Source organism: Propioniciclava sp. MC1683 (assembly GCF_014164675.1).
In the GTDB taxonomy this organism is placed as follows: domain Bacteria; phylum Actinomycetota; class Actinomycetes; order Propionibacteriales; family Propionibacteriaceae; genus Propioniciclava.
In genome coordinates, this window is record NZ_JACJFX010000031.1 from 15,120 (window position 1) to 32,797 (window position 17,678).

The 17,678-nt window shown below is 71.8% G+C and carries 16 protein-coding genes and 1 tRNA gene; 5 read left to right on the forward strand and 12 right to left on the reverse strand.

From position 1 onward, the window contains the following. Nucleotides 1-1,887: an efflux RND transporter periplasmic adaptor subunit gene (locus H5397_RS14220; RefSeq protein ID WP_182818223.1), complete on the forward strand. Its 1,887-nt coding sequence runs from the start codon at nt 1-3 to the stop codon at nt 1,885-1,887. A 31-nt stretch (nt 1,888-1,918) separates the two neighbouring features. On the opposite strand, the gene H5397_RS14225 is transcribed toward H5397_RS14220, so the two are convergent. From H5397_RS14225 to H5397_RS14240, 4 genes are all read right to left on the reverse strand, one after another. Further along, nucleotides 1,919-3,031 carry a mannosyltransferase family protein gene (locus H5397_RS14225; protein ID WP_182818224.1) on the reverse strand — a complete coding sequence of 371 codons (1,113 nt, stop codon included), beginning with the start codon at nt 3,029-3,031 and terminating at the stop codon, nt 1,919-1,921. A 10-nt stretch (nt 3,032-3,041) separates the two neighbouring features. Next, entirely contained in the window at nt 3,042-5,264 is a 2,223-nt protein-coding gene (locus tag H5397_RS14230; protein ID WP_182818225.1) for a transglycosylase domain-containing protein, read from the reverse strand. Nucleotides 5,265-5,340: 76 nt separating this feature from the next. Beyond that, nucleotides 5,341-6,348, reverse strand: a complete 1,008-nt coding sequence (locus H5397_RS14235; protein WP_182818227.1) for a TerC family protein — start codon at nt 6,346-6,348, stop codon at nt 5,341-5,343. A 171-nt stretch (nt 6,349-6,519) separates the two neighbouring features. Beyond that, nucleotides 6,520-6,595: transfer RNA gene (locus H5397_RS14240), tRNA-Ala, on the reverse strand. Nucleotides 6,596-6,726: 131 nt separating this feature from the next. Here H5397_RS14240 and H5397_RS14245 point away from each other — a divergent pair. Further along, on the forward strand, nt 6,727-7,803 hold the full coding sequence (locus H5397_RS14245; RefSeq protein ID WP_182818228.1) for an LCP family protein: 1,077 nt from the start codon (nt 6,727-6,729) through the stop codon (nt 7,801-7,803). Between the two features lie 37 nt (nt 7,804-7,840). On the opposite strand, the gene H5397_RS14250 is transcribed toward H5397_RS14245, so the two are convergent. From H5397_RS14250 to H5397_RS14265, 4 genes are all read right to left on the reverse strand, one after another. Next, the gene (locus H5397_RS14250) at nt 7,841-8,104 is read right to left on the reverse strand and encodes a glutaredoxin domain-containing protein (protein ID WP_182818229.1); all 264 of its coding nucleotides are present in this window, start codon (nt 8,102-8,104) and stop codon (nt 7,841-7,843) included. A gap of 2 nt (nt 8,105-8,106) precedes the next feature. Then, nucleotides 8,107-9,534 (reverse strand): tyrosine phenol-lyase, encoded by a 1,428-nt coding sequence (locus H5397_RS14255; protein ID WP_182818230.1) that lies wholly within the window; start codon nt 9,532-9,534, stop codon nt 8,107-8,109. Nucleotides 9,535-9,618: 84 nt separating this feature from the next. Beyond that, entirely contained in the window at nt 9,619-10,644 is a 1,026-nt protein-coding gene (locus H5397_RS14260; RefSeq protein ID WP_182818231.1) for an LCP family protein, read from the reverse strand. Beyond that, complete coding sequence (locus H5397_RS14265) at nt 10,641-10,790, reverse strand: hypothetical protein (RefSeq protein ID WP_182818232.1); 150 nt, start codon at nt 10,788-10,790, stop codon at nt 10,641-10,643. The genes H5397_RS14260 and H5397_RS14265 overlap by 4 nt, the downstream gene beginning before the upstream one ends. Before the next feature lie 34 nt (nt 10,791-10,824). On the opposite strand from H5397_RS14265, the gene H5397_RS14270 reads away from it, so the two are divergent. Both H5397_RS14270 and H5397_RS14275 read left to right on the forward strand, forming a co-directional pair. Beyond that, the gene (locus H5397_RS14270) at nt 10,825-12,048 is read left to right on the forward strand and encodes a sensor histidine kinase (protein WP_182818234.1); all 1,224 of its coding nucleotides are present in this window, start codon (nt 10,825-10,827) and stop codon (nt 12,046-12,048) included. 3 nt (nt 12,049-12,051) lie between these two features. Further along, a complete protein-coding gene (locus tag H5397_RS14275) occupies nt 12,052-12,708 on the forward strand; it encodes a response regulator transcription factor (protein ID WP_182818235.1) in 657 nt (218 codons plus the stop codon). 13 nt (nt 12,709-12,721) lie between these two features. Here H5397_RS14275 and H5397_RS14280 read toward each other — a convergent pair whose 3' ends face one another. Together H5397_RS14280 and H5397_RS14285 are read right to left on the reverse strand one after the other, a co-directional pair. Further along, on the reverse strand, nt 12,722-13,384 hold the full coding sequence (locus H5397_RS14280) for an RNA polymerase sigma factor (RefSeq protein WP_182818237.1): 663 nt from the start codon (nt 13,382-13,384) through the stop codon (nt 12,722-12,724). A 232-nt stretch (nt 13,385-13,616) separates the two neighbouring features. Next, entirely contained in the window at nt 13,617-14,042 is a 426-nt protein-coding gene (locus H5397_RS14285; RefSeq protein WP_255438943.1) for a hypothetical protein, read from the reverse strand. Nucleotides 14,043-14,125: 83 nt separating this feature from the next. On the opposite strand from H5397_RS14285, the gene H5397_RS14290 reads away from it, so the two are divergent. After that, entirely contained in the window at nt 14,126-15,616 is a 1,491-nt protein-coding gene (locus H5397_RS14290; protein WP_182818238.1) for an FGGY family carbohydrate kinase, read from the forward strand. An 11-nt stretch (nt 15,617-15,627) separates the two neighbouring features. Here H5397_RS14290 and H5397_RS14295 read toward each other — a convergent pair whose 3' ends face one another. Both H5397_RS14295 and H5397_RS14300 read right to left on the reverse strand, forming a co-directional pair. Continuing rightward, a complete protein-coding gene (locus H5397_RS14295) occupies nt 15,628-16,884 on the reverse strand; it encodes an AI-2E family transporter (RefSeq protein WP_182818240.1) in 1,257 nt (418 codons plus the stop codon). A gap of 28 nt (nt 16,885-16,912) precedes the next feature. Next, nucleotides 16,913-17,515 (reverse strand): CE1759 family FMN reductase, encoded by a 603-nt coding sequence (locus tag H5397_RS14300; RefSeq protein ID WP_182818241.1) that lies wholly within the window; start codon nt 17,513-17,515, stop codon nt 16,913-16,915. Between the last annotated feature and the right edge of the window lie 163 nt (nt 17,516-17,678).

Consider the following 17,678-nt stretch of genomic DNA (forward strand, 5'->3'; position numbering starts at 1 on the left):
ATGGCCACTCCCCCTCCCGTGCCCGGCCCCGCCCCCCTGCCGCCGGCCCGCGTCACCACCCCGCCCGAGGGCGACCGCCGCTCGGTGGCCCGCACGCGGCGCCGCCGCGTCCTCGCCGCCGCCCTGGCGCTGCTGCTCGTCGCCGGCCTCGGCTGGGCGGCGCTGCAGTCGGGCAGCCGCGGCCCGGCCGGCGCGAACCGGTACACGACCGTGGCCGCCGAGCGCGGCTCCATCACGCAGACGGTCACCACCAGCGGCACCGTCGCGCAGGTGAACGAGATGTCGGTGCGGTTCCCGGCGTCCGCCACCGTGCTCGAGGTGCGCGCGGCGGTCGGCGACACCGTGGCCCCCGGCGACGTGCTCGCCGTCATCGACGACACGGCGCTGCGCACGCAGGTGCTCACCGCCCAGGCCGCCGTGGACGCCGCCGCCCTGTCCGTCCAGCAGATGCGGCAGGCGGACGCCCCCGCGTCCGGGCCGGTGGTCCCCTCGACGCCGCGGCGTCCGGTGGTGGACGCCGGCGGCGGGATGCCGGCGCCCCCGCCGCTCGCGCTGCCCGAGGCGCCCGACCCGTACGTCGACCTCACCCCACTCGAGGCCGCCCGTGCCGAGGCCGAGGCGGCAGCCGCCGTCGTGGCCGAGCGGACCGCCCTGGCCGGCAAGGCGGTCGCCGCGATGCAGGACGCCTGCCACCCGGTCGCCCCGACCCCCAGCGCAACGCCGAGCGCCACGCCGAGCCCCAGCGCCACGCCAAGTCCGTCGGCGACGCCCGACCCCACCCCGGACCCGTCCGCCACGCCCCTGGCCACGCCGCAGCCGTCCCCCGACCCGAGCGCCACCCCCGGGCCGAGCGTGACTCCGGACCCGAGCGCGACGCCGGGTCCCCCGGCCTCACCGACGCCCGAGCCGCCGGCCTCCCCGTCCCCCGAACCCACCGTCGACTCCGAGGCCTGCCTGGCCGCGGTCGAGCAGGTCACGGCGGCGCAGGCGGCGGTGACCGAGGCCCAGGCGGCGGCGACGCTGGCGAACGCGCGCGGCCCCGAGGCCGTCGGCGGCGTGGGTGGCGCGCTCGCGGCGGCGGTCGAGCAGGTGCGCGGCTGGATCGACGCCGTGAACCGCGCCCTCGGCGGCTGGCAGCAGCAGGTGGCGCGGGCCCAGTCCGCTCCCCCGATGGGGTCGACCGACGGCGGGTTCCCCGACCTGTCCGACCTGCAGTCCGCGGGCGGGGGCGGCGCACCGGACCCCAACCGCTCGGCGATCGTGTCGGCCGAGGTCGCCCTGGCCAAGGCCCGGCGCGAGCTGGCGTCCGCCCAGGAGCACCTCGAGGCGGCGACGCTCCGCGCCCCGATGGGCGGCACCCTCTCGGCCCTGCCCTGGACCGTCGGATCGACGGCCACGGCGTCCGAGCGCGCGGTCGTGACCGCGCCGGGGGCGGTGACGGTCAGCGTGACCGTGCCGGCGTCCCAGTTCCTGGCGCTCAGGCAGGGGCAGCAGGCCACCGTGCGGGCGGCCGGCGGGGTCGAGGCCGTGGCGACCGTCGCCAGCAAGGCCCTGGTCCCGAACGCCATGGGCGCCTTCCCGGTGACGATCCTGACGACGGGTGAGAACGCGCAGGGGCTGCCCGGCGGCTCCTCGGCCACCGTCGAGATCGGTGTCGGCAGCGCCACCGATGTGGTCGTGGTCCCGCTGTCGGCGGTCACGCGGACGGACACAGAAGGCACGGTGCGCCTCCTTCGGGGCGACGAGGTCGTCGAGGTCCCGGCCCGGTTCGGCAGCGTGGGTGACACGCACGTCGAGGTGCTCGAGGGCGTCGCGGTCGGGGACCTGCTGGTCGTCGCCGACGCCGCGCGCCCGTTGCCGGGGCTCGACTTCGGCGGACCGGGCTGATCGACCCGTCAGGCGGGAACGGCGGCCGGGCTCAGCTGGCCCAGCGGCCGGTGAAGTACAGCCAGGCCCACAGGCACTGGACGCCCACCGCCAGCAGGCCCAGCAGCACGCCCAGCGCCTGCCACGCCGGCTTGTGCTTGCGCGCCTCGACGAACTCACCGACCAGCCGCCACAGCGGGAACCACAGCAGCACGGCGCGGTTCACGCTCATCAGCCAGTAGGACAGCGAGAAGGCCAGCACCTGGACGCCCACCCAGGCGGCCTCCGCCACCCGGCGGCGGAACAGGGCCACCACGGCCACGACGAGGCCGACGATCCACGAGACGAGCTCGGCGCGGAACAGCCACGGCCACTCGGGGTGGTCGGCGTTGGGGCGCCACAGGGTGTCCCAGTGGTTGCGCAGGGCCTCCCAGGGCCAGTGGAAGCCACGGTCCCAGCCGGCCTCCTGCGCGGAGAACCAGGCCGTCCACGAGCCGGTGAGCCCGTGGAGGTAGACCACATAGGCGACCAGCACCGTCGTCGGCAGCACCAGCCAGGCGAGGCGGGCGCCCAGCCCGCCGTCCTGGACCCCCTTGCGACGCGAGGGCCGGCGTCCCTGCGTGATGGCGAGGATCACCAGCGCACCGATGAGGAACAGCCCCGACACCCGAAGGGTGCACGCCAGCGCGGCGAGCAGCGCGGCCTGGCCCCAGCGGCGCTGGGTGGCGCGCTCCCAGGACCAGAAGGCGGCGGCCATGAACGGCGACTCGGTGTAGGGGACGGCCGTGAACACCGCGGTCGGCGCGAGCAGCCACGCGATCGCCCCCCACGTGCCGGCGATGCGCTTGAGCGCGAAGGCCGCCACGAGCGAGCAGGCCAGGGCCAGGATCGAGCCCCACAGGACGGGCGAGAGCCCGATCTCCATGAACCCGCGCAGCACCAGCGGGAGGCCGGGGAAGAACGCCATCTCCTGCGGGTCGGCGTAGCCCTCCCGCGCGATGAGAAGGAAGTGCGCGACGTCCCACTGGGCGACGACGGACTCGAGGCTGCGGCGTCCGGTCACCGCCAGCGCCACCGCGATGACGGCGAACAACAGCCGCGTGACGAGCCACACCTGCACGACCAGCAGGTTCTCGTCGACCAGCCGCCTCACGGTCCTCGCCACGGGAGGTGGGTCAGCCGTTGCCGCCGCCGGGGGCTCCCGGGGTCTCCCTGTTGCGGCCCGGGGTGCCGCCGGGAGTCTGGGACGGCGTCGGCTGCGCCTTCGGCGGCTCCGGGGACGGGGTCTCCGAGGGGGACGGCTCGGGCTCGGGCGACGGCTCGGGCTCAGGCGTCGGCTCGGGCGTCGGCTCGGGCGACGGCGTCTCGGACGCCGTGGGCTCCGAGGTCGCGGCGGCCCGCGGGATCGGCGGGGAGGTGAAGTTCCCGGTCTCGCTCATGCGCGTCGGGCCGGGGAAGGCGATCCTCTCCTTGCCCTCCATCGCGACCTTCATGAACTCCAGCCAGCCGGGGGCGGTGTAGGTCGAGCCGTACACGTTGCCGCCGAGGTCGCTGATGCCCTGCTCGCCGCCGGTCAGCACCACGGCGGTGGAGATCTGCTGCGTGGCGCCGATGAACCAGGTCGAGCGCGTCTCCTTCTTGTTGGAGTCGTAGTAGGTACCGGTCTTGCCGGCGGTCGGGTAGCCGAGCGAACGCATGCCCCGGGCGGTGCCGTCCTCGACGACCTTGGTCAGCGCGTAGGCGGCGTTGCGGGCGATGTCGGGCTCGATCGTCTGGTCCTGCACGATGGCCGGCTGGTAGATGACCTCACCCTGCGCGTCGCGCACCTCCGCCACGATGTGGGTGTCCGACCGCTTGCCCTCGTTCACCAGCGTGGCGAGCGCGCGTGCCGCGTTGAGGGGGCTGACCTCGAGGTAGCCCAGCGCGATGGAGGGCTGGAAGTGACGCTCGTCCACCTCGGTCAGGGCACCGGCGTCGATGGCGGCCTGGGCGACCTTGCGGGGGCCGTCGTCCATCTGCATCGTCATGTCGACGTAGGCGGTGTTGACCGACTTGGTCGTCATGTCCTGCAGCGTGATCCAGCCATAGTTGCCGCCGCCGGCGTTGGACACCTCGCTGTCGCCGATCTTCAGCTTGTTGCGGCCGTTGAACTTGGTGTTCAGCGTGGCACCCTCGCGGAGGCCGGCCACGAGCGCCCACGGCTTGAAGGTCGAGCCGGTGGCACGCGGGGTCTCGGCCCAGGGGATCTCGCTGGTCACGAAGTCGGGGCCGTTGTACTCGGCCAGGATCGCACCGGTCTTCGTGTCGACCGAGGCGATGGCCGGGTGGTACCAGAGCGGGTCGTGCCCCTCGCCGGAGTTCTTGGCGATGCGCTCGGCCATGTTGGCGGCCGCCGTGACCGCGGCGTCCTGCAGGCGCTTGTCGATCGTCGTGATGATCTTGAGGCCACCACCCTCGATCTGGGCGGCGTCGAAGCCGGCGGTGAGCAGTTCGTCCTTGACCTTGTTCACCAGGTAGCCGTTGGGCCCCCCCAGGCGGTTCTCGACGCTCAGGCGCGGGAAGTCGGGCAGCGTGGTGTAAATCTCGTCCTTGCGCGCCTCGGTCATGTACCCGACCTTCACCATCTGGTTGATCGTGTACTGGTAGCGCTCGAGCAGGTCCGCGCGCTGCTTGTCGCCGCGCGCCGGGTCGAGGTGGTTGGGGGCGTTGATGATCGCCGACAGCGCGATGGCCTGCTGGTCGTCGAGGTCCTTGGCGTCCTTGGAGAAGTACGCCTGCGCCGCGGTCTGGATGCCGTACGCGCCGCGCCCGAAGTAGACCGTGTTGAGGTAGCCCTCGAGGATCTCCTCCTTGGTCAGGTCCTGGTTGACCTTGAGCGCCACCATGATCTCGGTGAGCTTGCGGGTGATCGTCTTGTCCTGGGTGAGGTAGCGGACCTTCACGTACTGCTGCGTGATCGTCGAGCCACCGACCGTGTCGACGCCCGGCGTCAGCGCGGTCTGCACCGCGCGCATCAGGCCCGGCACGGAGATCCCCCGGTCCTCCCAGAAGGTCTCGTTCTCGGCGGCGACGATGGCCTGCTTGACGTTCTCGGGCATCTCGCTGAGCGGGATCGACTGCCGGTTGTGCACGAAGAACGTGCTCATCGGCTGCTCGCCATCACTGAAGTAGACGGTCGAGACGTTGGTCTGGAACTCGTCGTTCGGCTTCGGGATCGTGGTGTTGGCGTAGATGAACACGAAGGCCCCGACGCCGAGCACGGCGACCGTCAACGCGAGGATGCCGATCCACTTGAACAAGCCCAGCGCGATCTGTCCGCCGGTGCGCTTGCCACGCTGATGCGGGGCGCCGCCACGGGGAGCTCGCGAGGCGCCGCCGGCGCGCTTCGGGTCAGTCATGCAGGATCCTCACTCTCGTGGTCAGCTGGTCGCCGATACCACACCCGATCCAGCGTAGTTGCCCCTCCCCCAGAAATCAGAACCGTGTTGCCGTCGGCAGCTGTTCGGACGCCGCGGGCCCGGCCTCGGCGGTGGCCTGCTTCCGGGTGGAGACGAGGCTCGTCACGGTCACGAGGGCGAGGACGCCGACGATCACCACGAGGCTGGCCAGGGTCGGGACCGTGGGGACCCACGCCCAGATGCCGTGCGCCCAGTGCAGGACGAGCTTCACCCCGATGAAGGCCAGGATGACCGCGAGCCCGTGGCTGAGGTGGACCAGCTTGGACAGGACGCCGGCGAGCACGAAGTAGAGCGCGCGCAGGCCCAGCAGGGCGAAGGCGTTGGTGACGAACACGAGGTACGGGTCGCCGGTGATGCCGTACACGGCCGGCACGGAGTCGACGGCGAAGACGACGTCGGTGAACAACACGGTGAGGATCGCCACCGCGAGCGGGGTGAGCGCGCGGCGTCCGTTCTCGGTGACGGTCCAGCGGGTGCCGTGGTAGTCCTCGGTCACGGGCCAGATCCTGCGGATCCAGCGCACGACCCGCATCTCGGAGACCGGGGTGTGCGCGCCGCCGCCCGCGGCGTCCTTCCACACCTTGACCGCGGTCAGCAGCAGGATCAGGCCGAACACGAGGAACGTGAACGAGAACGACGCGATGAGCGTCGCCCCCAGCGCGATGAACACCGCACGCAGGACCAGCGCGCCGGCGACACCGATGAGAAGGACCCGCTGTTGCAGCTCCTTGGGCACGGCGAACGCCCCGAGGATCAGCATGAACACGAAGAGGTTGTCGACGCTGAGGCTCTTCTCGACGAGGTAGCCGGTGTAGTACTCCAGCCCCGTCTGGCCGCCGTACTGCGCCAGCAGCCAGCCGCCGAACGCCACCGGCAGGGCGACGTAGAACACCGACCAGCCGACGGCCTCCTTCATGGAGACCTCGTGCGGGCGGCGGGTGATGACGAAGTCGAGGGCGAACAGGGCCAGGATGCCGGCGATGGTCCAGCCCCAGAGCGCGGGCGTGGCGATGGAGTCGAGCATGGGTCTCCTCAGATCGATGTCGGTCTGAGGTCTCCCCCACCCGGATCGGGCGCTCCGCCGGGGATGATGTCATCCGGAGTGGCCGGCGGGGACTTGTGGAGTACTCCCCTCGTGCTTCCATCGTAGAGGGTGGTGGTTGACCAGGCAACCTCACGACATCAAGAGGCTCGGTGGTGGAGCCAAGGGGACTCGAACCCCTAACCCCCTGCTTGCAAAGCAGGTGCGCTACCAATTGCGCCATGGCCCCGGCGGAGGACAAGTGTACGCCACGGCGTCCGGCTGCCAGCAACCCGGGCGCGAGCGCTCCATCCCTCCTTGACAGACCCACCTAGGCTTGGGTCGGGACCGCACCCGCCACCCCGGTCCGCGGAGGGCCTCATGGCAACGACGAAGAAGCCGATGCGCCGACGCATCCTGCTCGCGACGCTGGTGTTCGTGCTGGTGGCCGTGCTGGGGGTCGGTGGCTTCTACGCGTGGAGCGTGCAGCAGGCCCTCTCGGGCATGCCGCGCGAGGACCTGATGCCCGACGACGCCCCGCTGACGGCCGACCCCGAGCTCGACGCGCGCCCCAACCTCGGCACGCAGGTCGACAGCGGTGCCCCGGCCCCCGTGGCGGTCGAGGAGGAGACCACGACCTCCCCCATCGAGGGTGGCGTCGCCGAGCCGGGCGGGTCGATCAACCCCGGGCGTCCCGGGCCGGGCGCCGACGGCTCGCTGAACGTGCTGCTGCTCGGGTCGGACTCCCGGGGCAACGACCGCGGGCGCAGCGACGTGATGATCCTCGCCCACGTGCCGCCGGCGCGCGACAAGGTGTACCTGGTCTCGTTAACGCGCGACATGTGGGTCACGATCCCGGGGCGTGGCGCGGCGAAGATCAACGCCGGCTACGCGTACGGCGGCGTCCCCCTGGCGGTGCGCACGGTCGAGAACCTGATCGGCACCCGCATCGACCACGCCGCGATGATCAACTTCGACGGCTTCATCGGCCTCACCGACGCGCTCGGCGGCGTGACGGTGAACAACAAGCACGCCAGCCCCGGGTTCCCGCGCGGGCAGGTGACGCTGAGTGGAGAGAAGGCGCTCGCCTACGTGCGTGAGCGCAAGAACCTGCCGCGTGGTGACCTCGACCGGGCGGAGCGCCAGCGGCTGGTGCTGCAGGCGATCGCCGGCAAGCTCCTCTCTGCCGACACCCTCGCGAACCCGGCTCGGTTCAGCGCGGTGGCGAACCGGCTGGGCAGCTTCGTCACCGTCGACCAGGGCCTCACGAACGGCCAGATCGTGTCGATCGGGACGTCCCTGCGCCTCACCGGTGGCGGCGACGTCGTGAGCCTGCAGGCCCCCATCTCGGGCTTCGGCCGCAGCAGGGGCGGCCAGTCGATCAACCTCGTGGACTGGCCGCGGATGCGCTCGATGGCCGACGCCATCCACAACGGGACGATGGCCTCCTACCGCTGACCCCGGCCACGACCGGCGCAGGCCCGCGGCGTCCGGATCACTCGGGGTCGGAGCCGAACAGGCCCATCTTCCCGGCGACCTCGGCACCGTCGGGGTTGGTGTCGTGCGACCCGTCGGGGTAGACGACGGTCGGCACGACCCGGTCGCCCCCGTTGAGGGAGCGGACCAGGTCGGCCGCCTCGTCGTCGGCGTCCACGTCGACCTCGTCGAACGCGACCCCGAAGTACCGCAGGTCGTTGACCAGCGACCGCGAGTACGGGCACCAGGTGGTCGTGTAGACGGTCGGGCGGTCGTCGGCCATGGTCAGCCCTTCGGCTCGAAGCGGGCCTGGAAGAAGCGCAGGTAGCGCGGCTCGTAGACCATCTCGAGCCCCTTCACCGAGGCGCGGTGGTCCCAGCACTCCTTGACCGACTCGGCCACGACGTCCATGTGCGCCTGGGTGTAGACCCGGCGCGGGATGGTGAGCCGGACCAGCTCCAGCCTGGGCTTGTGGTTCTCGCCGGTCACGGCGTCCCTACCGGCCGAGACGATGCCGCGCTCCATGGCCCGCACGCCCGACTCGAGGTAGAGCTGCGCCGCGAGCATCTGGGCGGGGAACTCCTCCTGGTCCAGGTGCGGGTAGAAGCCGCGCGCGTCCAGGAAGATGCCGTGGCCGCCGACGGGCTTCACGAACGGGATCCCCCACTGCTCCAGCAGCATGCCGAGGTAGCGCACCTGGCCGACGCGCGACTTCATGTAGGAGTCGTCGAGCGACTCGCGGATGCCGATCGCCATGGCCTCCATGTCGCGGCCGGCCATGCCGCCGTAGGTGTGCAGGCCCTCGTAGACGACGACCATGTTGCGGGCCTCCTCGAAGACCTCGCGGTCGTTGGTGGAGAGCCAGCCGCCGATGTTGACCAGCGGGTCCTTCTTGCCCGACATGGTGGCGCCGTCGGAGTAGGAGCAGAACTCCTTGAGGATCTCGGCGATCGGCTTGTCGGCGTAGCCCTCCTCGCGCTCCTGGATGAACAGGGCGTTCTCGACCGCGCGGGTGGCGTCCAGGTAGATCGCGATGCCGTGCTCGGCGGTCAGCTCGCGGACCGCCCGCATGTTCGCCATCGAGATCGGCTGCCCGCCGGCCATGTTCACCGTCGCGGCGACGCACACGTACGGGATCTTGTCGGCGCCCACCTCGTCGATCAGGCGGCGCAGCTTGTCGAGGTCGACGTTGCCCTTGAACTCGGCCAGCGAGGAGGTGTCGTGCGCCTCGTCCACGATGATGTCGTGGAAGGTGGCCCCGTTGGCCTCCTGGTGGTAGCGCGTGGTGGTGAAGTACATGTTGCCCGGCACGTGGTCGCCCGGCTTGATCTTCACCGAGCTCAGGATGTTCTCCGCGCCGCGGCCCTGGTGGGTGGGCACGAGGTACTCGTAGCCGTAGCACTCCTTCACCGTGCGCTCGAGGTGGTAGAAGTTCTCGCTGCCGGCGTAGGCCTCGTCGCCGACCATCATCCCGGCCCACTGGCGGTCGCTCATCGCGTTGGTGCCCGAGTCGGTCAGCAGGTCGATGTACACGTCGCGGCTGTGCAGCAGGAAGGTGTTGTACCCCGCCTTGGCCAGGGCCTTCTCGCGCTGCTCGCGCGTGGTCATGTACAGCGGCTCGACGACCTTGATCTTGTACGGCTCGGCCCAGCTGCGGCGGTCCTGCTGCTGCCCCATCGTGTGCAGCGAGGAGGGGCGACTCTGCTCATCCATGCCCGGAACCCTACGCAGGGGCCCGTCGCTACGGGAGGCCAGCGGGTGCCTCAACAGTTCAGTCCCGGACGCCGCGGGTGCGGCTCAGCGGCCCCCGGCCAGCGGCTGGTCCTTGTACTTGGCCGCGTAGTCGGCCATGGTCCCGGTGCGCACGGCCTGCGCCATCTCGGCGAGCTGTGGCTCGTTGACGATGTCGATCGACTGGCCGTCGCCCGACGTCCCGAACCCGGAGATCGGCGCCTGCAGGATCACGATGTCGTCGCCGGAGTTCACCCGCATGCTGGTCGCCGTTGAGAAGATCACCTGGTTGGTCAGTCCCTCGTCGACCGTGAAGTACTGGCCGAGCTGGCCCATGACCTCGTTGAACTTCACCGGGTTGGCGAGCACGTCGAGGGTCAGCATCTTCATCAGGATCGCCTTGACCACCGCGCGCTGCCGCTCGGCCCGGTCGAGGTCGCCGTTGGGCAGGCCGTATCGCTGCCGGACGTAGGTCAGCGCCTCCTCGCCCTGGATCGTCACCTCGCCCTTGGGCCAGCTGTACTCCCCCACGGAGGAGGCGTGCTTGTTGTCCACCGTGACCCCGCCCAGCTGGGTCGTCAGCCCCATGAAGCCGTCGAAGTCGATCTTGGCGGCGTGGTCCATCCGCACGCCGACCAGCGACTCGAGCGTGCGGGTCGCGAGCGCCTCGCCGCCGTAGGCGTACGCGGCGTTGATCTTGGCCTGCCCGCGCCCGGGGATCTGCACCCACATGTCACGGGGGAAGGACACGATGTAGACCTTGTCGCGGGTCGGCGGGACGTGGGCGAGCATCAGCACGTCGCTGCGCCCCCGGTCGCCGTCGCCGCGGGAGTCGCTGCCCATCAGCACATAGTTGAACGAGCCCTCCACCGACGCGTCGGCGGCCGGGCGCTCGGGGTCGTCGGTCTCCCCCGACGGGAGCAAGGTGTTGGTGCGCTCGATGTCGCTCGCGGTGGACCACATCCGCCACACGTAGAAGCCGCCCACCATCATCGCGAGCGCGACGACGATGCCGATGACGGCGAAGAACCAGGTGAGGAACCCGTTCCGGCGCCGGCGTGGTTCCTCCATGGCGCGCCCAGGCCTGCTCATGCGTCGTCCCTCCGGGGTTCGCCCGCGAGGGCGTCGGTGGCGGCGGCCCACACCCGGGCATCCCGATCACGACGCTCGCGTCGGCTGCGCAGCACGGCGGCCGCCCCCAACGCGAGAGCCGACACGACCAGGGGCACCGCTCTCACGGCCACCATTGTAGGCGCGAATAGGCTGGGCCCGATGAGCGTGATCGATGTGCTGTTCCCGCCGGGTGCGTCCCAGCGGGACTGGGTCGCGGACGGCATCCTCGCCGTCTCCGTGACGCTGGTCGCGATCGTGCCCTACATCACCCTGTTCACCATCCCGATCGACTACTCGGCGCTGTACGCGCTGTCGGCGTCGTTCACCCTCCCACTGGCGCTCCGGCGGCACGCACCGCTGGCGATGCTGGCGCTGTGCACGCTGGCGGGGGTGTTCCAGCTGCTGCTGATCCCGGTGCCCACGGCGTCCCTGATCGCGGTGCCCATCGTCGCCTACAGCGTCGCCCGCTGGGTGGCCGGCCACCTGGCCCGCTCGGTGATCGTCATCGGCGCGTTCGCGTCGGTGCTCGGCCCGATGCGCTGGTTCGCGGGGTTCGACAACAACCCCAGCGCCGACATCCTGTTCTGGGGCGCCTGCCTGGGCGCGGTGCTCACCCCCTACGCGATCGGCCGGCGCACCCGCGAGGTCGCCGAGTCGCGCGCCGCGCAGGTGCAGGCCGCCGAGGAGCGGTACACCCTGCTGCTCGCCGAGCGGGAGCAGCAGACCAAGCTCGCCGAGGCGTCCACCCGCGCGATGATCGCGCGCGAGCTGCACGACATCGTGGCCCACTCGCTGTCGGTCATGATCGTCCAGGCCGAGGGCGGGCGGGCCGCGGCCACGCGCAAGCCCGAGGCGGCCGCCGAGGCCCTCGACACCATCGCCGAGACCGGCCGCGAGGCCCTGCACGAGATGCGCCGCATCGTCGGGGTGCTGCGCTCCGACCCCGGCGCCGCCGAGCCGCCGAACTACGCCCCGATGCCCACGCTGCACGACATCCCCGACCTCGTGCACCGCACCTCCGACCGGGCCCGTCTGGTCGTCAACGGCACCCCCTTCACCGTCCCGCAGGCGTTGTCGCTGACGATCTATCGGGTGACGCAGGAGGCGCTGACGAACTTCCTCAAGCACGCCGGCCCGGGCGCGCACGCGCTGGTCACGCTCGACTACGGCCGCGACGCGCTGACGGTCGACGTGGTGGACGACGGCGAGGGCATCGAGAACCCGACGGACGGCGGCGGCAACGGCCTGCGCGGCATGTACGAGCGCGTCACGTCGATGGGTGGCACGCTGAAGGCGGGGCCCCTGGCCGGGCGGCCGGGGTTCCGCGTGACCGCCTCGATCCCCTTCCGCGACAACACGCCCGCCCCGGCGAGGAGGAGCTGACCCATGGCCATCCGCGTGTTCCTGGCCGACGACCAGGCGCTGGTGCGCAGCGGCTTCCGCATGCTGATCGACTCGGAGGACGACCTCGAGGTCGTCGGTGAGGCGCCCGACGGCGCCCAGGCCGTCCGCGCCCTGCTGGCCGACCCGGCCGACGTCGTGCTCATGGACATCCGCATGCCGGTGATGGACGGCGTCGAGGCCACCCGGCGCATCGTCGAGGCGCGGCTGGGCACCAAGGTGCTGGTGCTGACCACCTTCGACCTGGACGAGTACGCGTTCGCCGCACTGAAGGCCGGGGCGTCCGGCTTCCTGCTCAAGGACGCGCGCCCGGTCGACCTGCTGAACGCGATCCGCAATGTGGCCGCCGGCGACGCCGTCGTCGCCCCCTCGACCACCCGCCGGCTGCTCGACCACGTGGCGCCGACCCTGTCGCCCACGCCGGGCGAGCACGACCCCCGCCTCGCGCTGCTCACCGAGCGCGAACGCGAGGTGCTGCTCGAGGTCGCGACGGGGGCCACCAACGCCGAGATCGCCCAGAACCTGTACATGGCCGAGGGCACCGTCAAGACCCACATCGGGCGGCTGCTCACCAAGCTGCAGGCCCGCGACCGCGTCGGGCTGGTGCTGTTCGCGTACGAGAACGGCCTCGCCGGGCGCTGAGCCCGCGGTCACGTCACCCGGCCAGCAGGTCGGTCAGCTCGTGCGCGACGGCGCGCAGCGCCCGCACCCCCTTGGAGCACCGCCAGCGGACTGTCTCGGCCGACATCCCCAGCACCGCCCCCGCCGCGCTGCTGGAGCGGCCGTCCACGTAGACCACCTCCAGCGTGCGGCGGGTGAGGCCGTCGATGGCACCGAGTCGGACGCCGGCGTCCAGCACCGTCGTCGCGTCGGCCAGCGGGTCGGGCACCGGGCCGCCGGGCAGGGCCATGACCGCCCGCGGACGGGTGGCCTTCACCGACTTCAGGGTGTCGAGGGCCAGGTTCGCCGCCACCCGTCGCGGACGCCGCGCGACCGGGTAGGTGGCCACCCGCACCCACAGGGCGGCGAGGTAGTCGTCGACGTCGGCGCCGTCGTCGCGCACCGCCATCAGGATCATCTTCGGCAGCATCGCCTGCACGACCACGCGGCCGGCCAGCGCGTCCCCCTCCGCCTGGAGCCCGAGCAGCGCCAGGAGCACGGTGTCGGGCGCCGACCGCACGCCGGCGAGCACGTCGCCGAGGGTGCCGAGGGGCAGCGCGGGGACCGCCCGCCAGCTCAGCGGAGCCGGTTCGTCGGCGAGGGTCGACCACTCATCGTTGAGGGCGGTCACGGTGCGGGAGAGGCCGGTGCACGTCATGCCGGCGAGCCTGTCGGGCGGGTGTTGTCCGAGGTGTTGTCCGGGCGGCGGCCGGTGTTGTCAGCCCCGAAATTTCTCCATCAGGGCCGAGCGGTTCCTGACCATGTGGAGAGGGTTAACAAATCGTTATCGCAACCGGACCGGCAGCGTTGCGCGAGGCCAGTTTCTCACCTTACTCTCAGAATTGCCCGGGGAGCTGCAGGTTGGGGTGCCGCAGCTCCTCGGCGCCGTTTCAGGCGCTGTCGGGGTCGAGCACCCGGGCGAGGAAGTCGGCGAGGTCGCCGCTCTCCCCGTCACGACCGCCGCGACCGACCACCATCTCGGGCGGGGACGCCTCAAGCTTCACCCCGGTGAAGCGGCCGAACGTCGAGGACGGCACGGTCAGCACGTACCACTCCCCCTGCTCCCCGATCGCGATGCTGCGCTTGCGGTTGACGTACCAGCCGGTCTTGTCGGTGCGGACCTGCCGCCCGTCGAGCTGCGTGGCGACCAGCCGCTCGGGGGCGATCCCCCTCGCCCGGACGGCGACCAGGAAATCATCGATCAGGACCTGGGCCGCCTGGGCCTCACTGCGGCGCGCGGAGGCGGCCAGGTCGGCCATGCGGCGGGCGGCCTCGCGGCGGTCGACGGGCGGCTGGTCGGCCGAGGGATCGGGCATGGGCCCATCGTAGGTGCGAGGTTTCGCCACGGCGGGGGCGCGACTGGCCTAGCGTGGGTGCATTCCTCAACCGGGAGCTGCACATGACGGCATCGCTGACCACCCGCCTGGACGAGGCCCGGGCCCCCTTCGTCCTCGCCATCGACGTGGGTTCGACCGGCACGCGCGCCGGCATCTTCGACGCGCACGCCCGCCCGGTGAAGGGCCACCGCACCAAGGTCGGCCACGCGTTCACCACCATCGCCAACGGCACCTCCACCATCGATCCCGACCAGGTCACCGCCGAGGTGCGGCAGGTGATCTCGGCCGTGGTCGAGGGGTTCCCCCACCCCATCGACGGGGTCGCCATCGACACGTTCGCGTCCTCCCTGGTCGGGGTGGACGCCGCGGGTGCGGCCATCACCCCCTGCTACACCTACGCCGACAGCCGCTCCTCGGCGCAGGTGAACTACCTCAAGAGCATCCTCAACGAGGACGACACCCAGCAGCGCACCGGCACCCGCCAGCACACGGGCTACCTGCCGAGCCGGTTCCTGTGGCTGAAGCAGACCGACCCGCGCACGTTCGAGCGGGTGCGCCAGTGGATGAGCCTCGGCGAGTACGCGTGGCTGCGCATCATCGGCACCACGGCCGCCGGCACGTCGACCGCCGCGTGGACCGGCATGCTCAACCGCCGCGAGGGCACGTGGGACGCCACCCTCCTCGACCTGGTCGGCGTCGACGTCGAGGAGCTCTCCCCCATCGCGCCACCCTCGGCGCCGCTCACCCCGGTGACGGCGGTCGGCGGAACCTGGCCCGTGCTGGCCGACGCCGTCTGGTTCGCCCCGATCTCCGACGGCCACAGCCAGTCGATCGGGGCCGGCTCGGTCGACTCCTCGACGATGGTGCTGTCCGCAGCCACCTCGGGCGCCATGCGCGTGCTGGTGGCGGGCGACCTCGACAACCTGCCCCGCGGGCTGTGGTGCAACCGGATCGACGAGACGTCCTCGATCCTGGGCGGCGCGCTCAACGACGTCGGCCGCGCCGTGACCTGGCTCGAGGAGACCCTGCGCCTGCCGCCCGCCGCCGAGCTCGCCGAACTGGTGGTCTCGGACCCGGTGCCCGGCCTGCCCGTCGTACTGCCGTGGTTCTCCGGCGAGCGGTCCACCGGCTGGGTCGGCGAGGCCCGCGCGGTGCTGCACCGGGTGTCGGCCGCCACCACGGCGTCCGACCTCTACCGGGCCACGATCGAGGGGGTGGCCCTGTCGTACGTGCGCATGCTGCGCGACCTGGTCACGGTCGCCGGACGCCCCACCGAGATCATCGCGACCGGCCGGGTCACCGCCGACCAGCCCGGCCTGATGCAGGCGATCGCGGACGCCGCGGGCGTGCCCGTCACGCCGCTCACCCTCAAGCGGTCGACGCTGCGCGGGACGGCCCTGCACACGCTGCCGGTGCTCGCCCCGGGCGTGACGCCGGCCGCGGCGCCGCGCGGGGAGCCGTTCCTCCCGCACCCCGACCGACTGGGCTACTACCAGCGCCGCATGGAGCGGTTCCAGGTCGTCTACGACAAGCTGATCGCGCACGCCAACTGACGGGCAAGGGCTCAGGCGCGGGTCGAGCCCCCGCGGCGCTCCTCCTGCTCGAGGGCGGCCTCCTGCTCGGCCTGCTCCTCGACGAGCCAGCGCGGGGTGGCGTCGCCGACGCGGCGCGGGTTGCGCACGGGTTCGCGCGGGCCGATGAGGGTCTTGGGCGGGGTCAGCAGCGCGCGCCCGCCCTTGCCCAGGCCCGGGAAGGGGTCGGAGCCGTTCAGGTACAGCACCATGCTCTTGATCGTGGCGATCACCGGCACGACGAACAGGGCGCCGACCAGGCCGAGGATGTAGGTGGCGCCGGCGACCGACAGCAGGATGAGCAGCGGGTGCACGTCGACGGCCTTGCCCATGAGGATCGGGCTGAGCACGTTCGCCTCGAGCTGCTGCACGAGGATGCACACGAGCAGCATCAGCAGCGCCACCCCGGGCCCCTGGAACGCCAGCGCCATCGCGACGGCGACCGCGCTGGAGACCACGGCCCCCACGAAGGGGATGAAGCACAGGATGAACGTGATCGCGATGATCGGGATCACGAACGGCACGCCGAGGAGGAGGGCGCCCAGGCCGATGCCCGCGGCGTCCACGGCGGCGACGAGCAGCTGAGTGCGGCAGTAGGTGCCGAGCGTGACCCACCCGCGGCGGGCCGCCTGCCACGCCTCGCGGTGCAGGTGCTCGGGCAGCAGCACGACAAGGGCGGCCGCGATGCGGTCGCCCTGGGCGAGGAAGAAGAACGTGGCCACCATGGCCAGCACCGCCGAGACCAGGAACCCGGCCACGCCGACCCCGGCGCCGAGCGCGCCCTGGGCGATGCCGGACTGGTTCTCCTGCAGCCAAGTCGTCGCCTGGCCGACCAGGTCGTCGACCTGGGCCTCGGTGAGGGGGGTGGCGGCGATGGCGAGGTCCCGCAGCTGGGCGAGTTGGGCGCCGAACACGTCGACGATCTCGCCCATGCCGCCGGCCAACTGGGTGCCCGCGATCCACAGCGCCCCGACGACCACCGCGAACGCGATGAGCACCGTGAGCAGGGCGCCCAGCGAGCGCGGCAGCTTCAGCTTGTGGTTGAGCAGCACCTGCAACGGCATGAGCAGGCCGGTGAACAGCACCGACAGCGCCATCGGCACGAGGATCGCGCCGAGAAGGTAGCCGGCGTCGGCGAGCGTGCGCAGCGCCAGGCCCACCGCGATGATCAGCACGCTGACCACCAGCACCCCGCGCACCAGCGGATGCCTCGGCAGCACGGAACGACCCCCCGCGTCGTTGCTTGTCATGGGCACATTGTGCACCCTGACCCCGGCGTCAGCCGCCCAACAGGCTCGCGAAGTCGGGGACGTTGGCGAACTCGTCGGCGTAGTCGGCGGCCGGGTTCTTCGCGATGAGCTCGGCGAACTCGGTCCCGGCGCGTTGGACGCGGCGCATGAGGCCGGACTCGCTGGTGCCCCAGTCGTCGGTGGCGGCGAACACGCCGGTCGGCGCGACGGCGGCCTTCAGGTAGAAGAACATCGGCAGCATGGTCTGGTCGATCGCCAGGCTGTGCCGGGCCGTGCCGCCGGTGGCGGCCATGAGGACCGGACGCCCCTTGAGCACGCCCTCGTCCAGCAGGTCGAAGAACAGCTTGAACAGGCCGTTCACGCCCGCGTTCAGCACGGGGCTGACGGCGATGACGCCGGACGCCGTGCCGACCAGGTCGAACGCCGCCTGCAGCGTCTTGGTCGGGACGTGCGAGGAGTAGTAGGTGGCCAGGTCGACCGCGAGGTCGCGCAGCTCGAGGACCTTGACCTCCGGCGTCGGGGTGCCGCCGGCGGTCATGGCCTTGACGGTGGCCTCGGCGAGGCGGTCGCCGAGCATGCGGGAGCTGGACGGCGTCCCCATGCCGGCGCTGATGACGAGGAGGTGGGACATGTCAGTTGGCTCCCTTCAGGGCGGCCTCGTAGGGCGACTGGCCGGTGACGTCGTCGACGCCCACGGTGCGGTGCTCGGTCAGCGTGCCGGCGACGCGGGCCTTCTCGACCAGCGACGCGTGGGTCGGCGCCTCCGGGATGTGCGCGGGGCGGCCCTCGGCGTA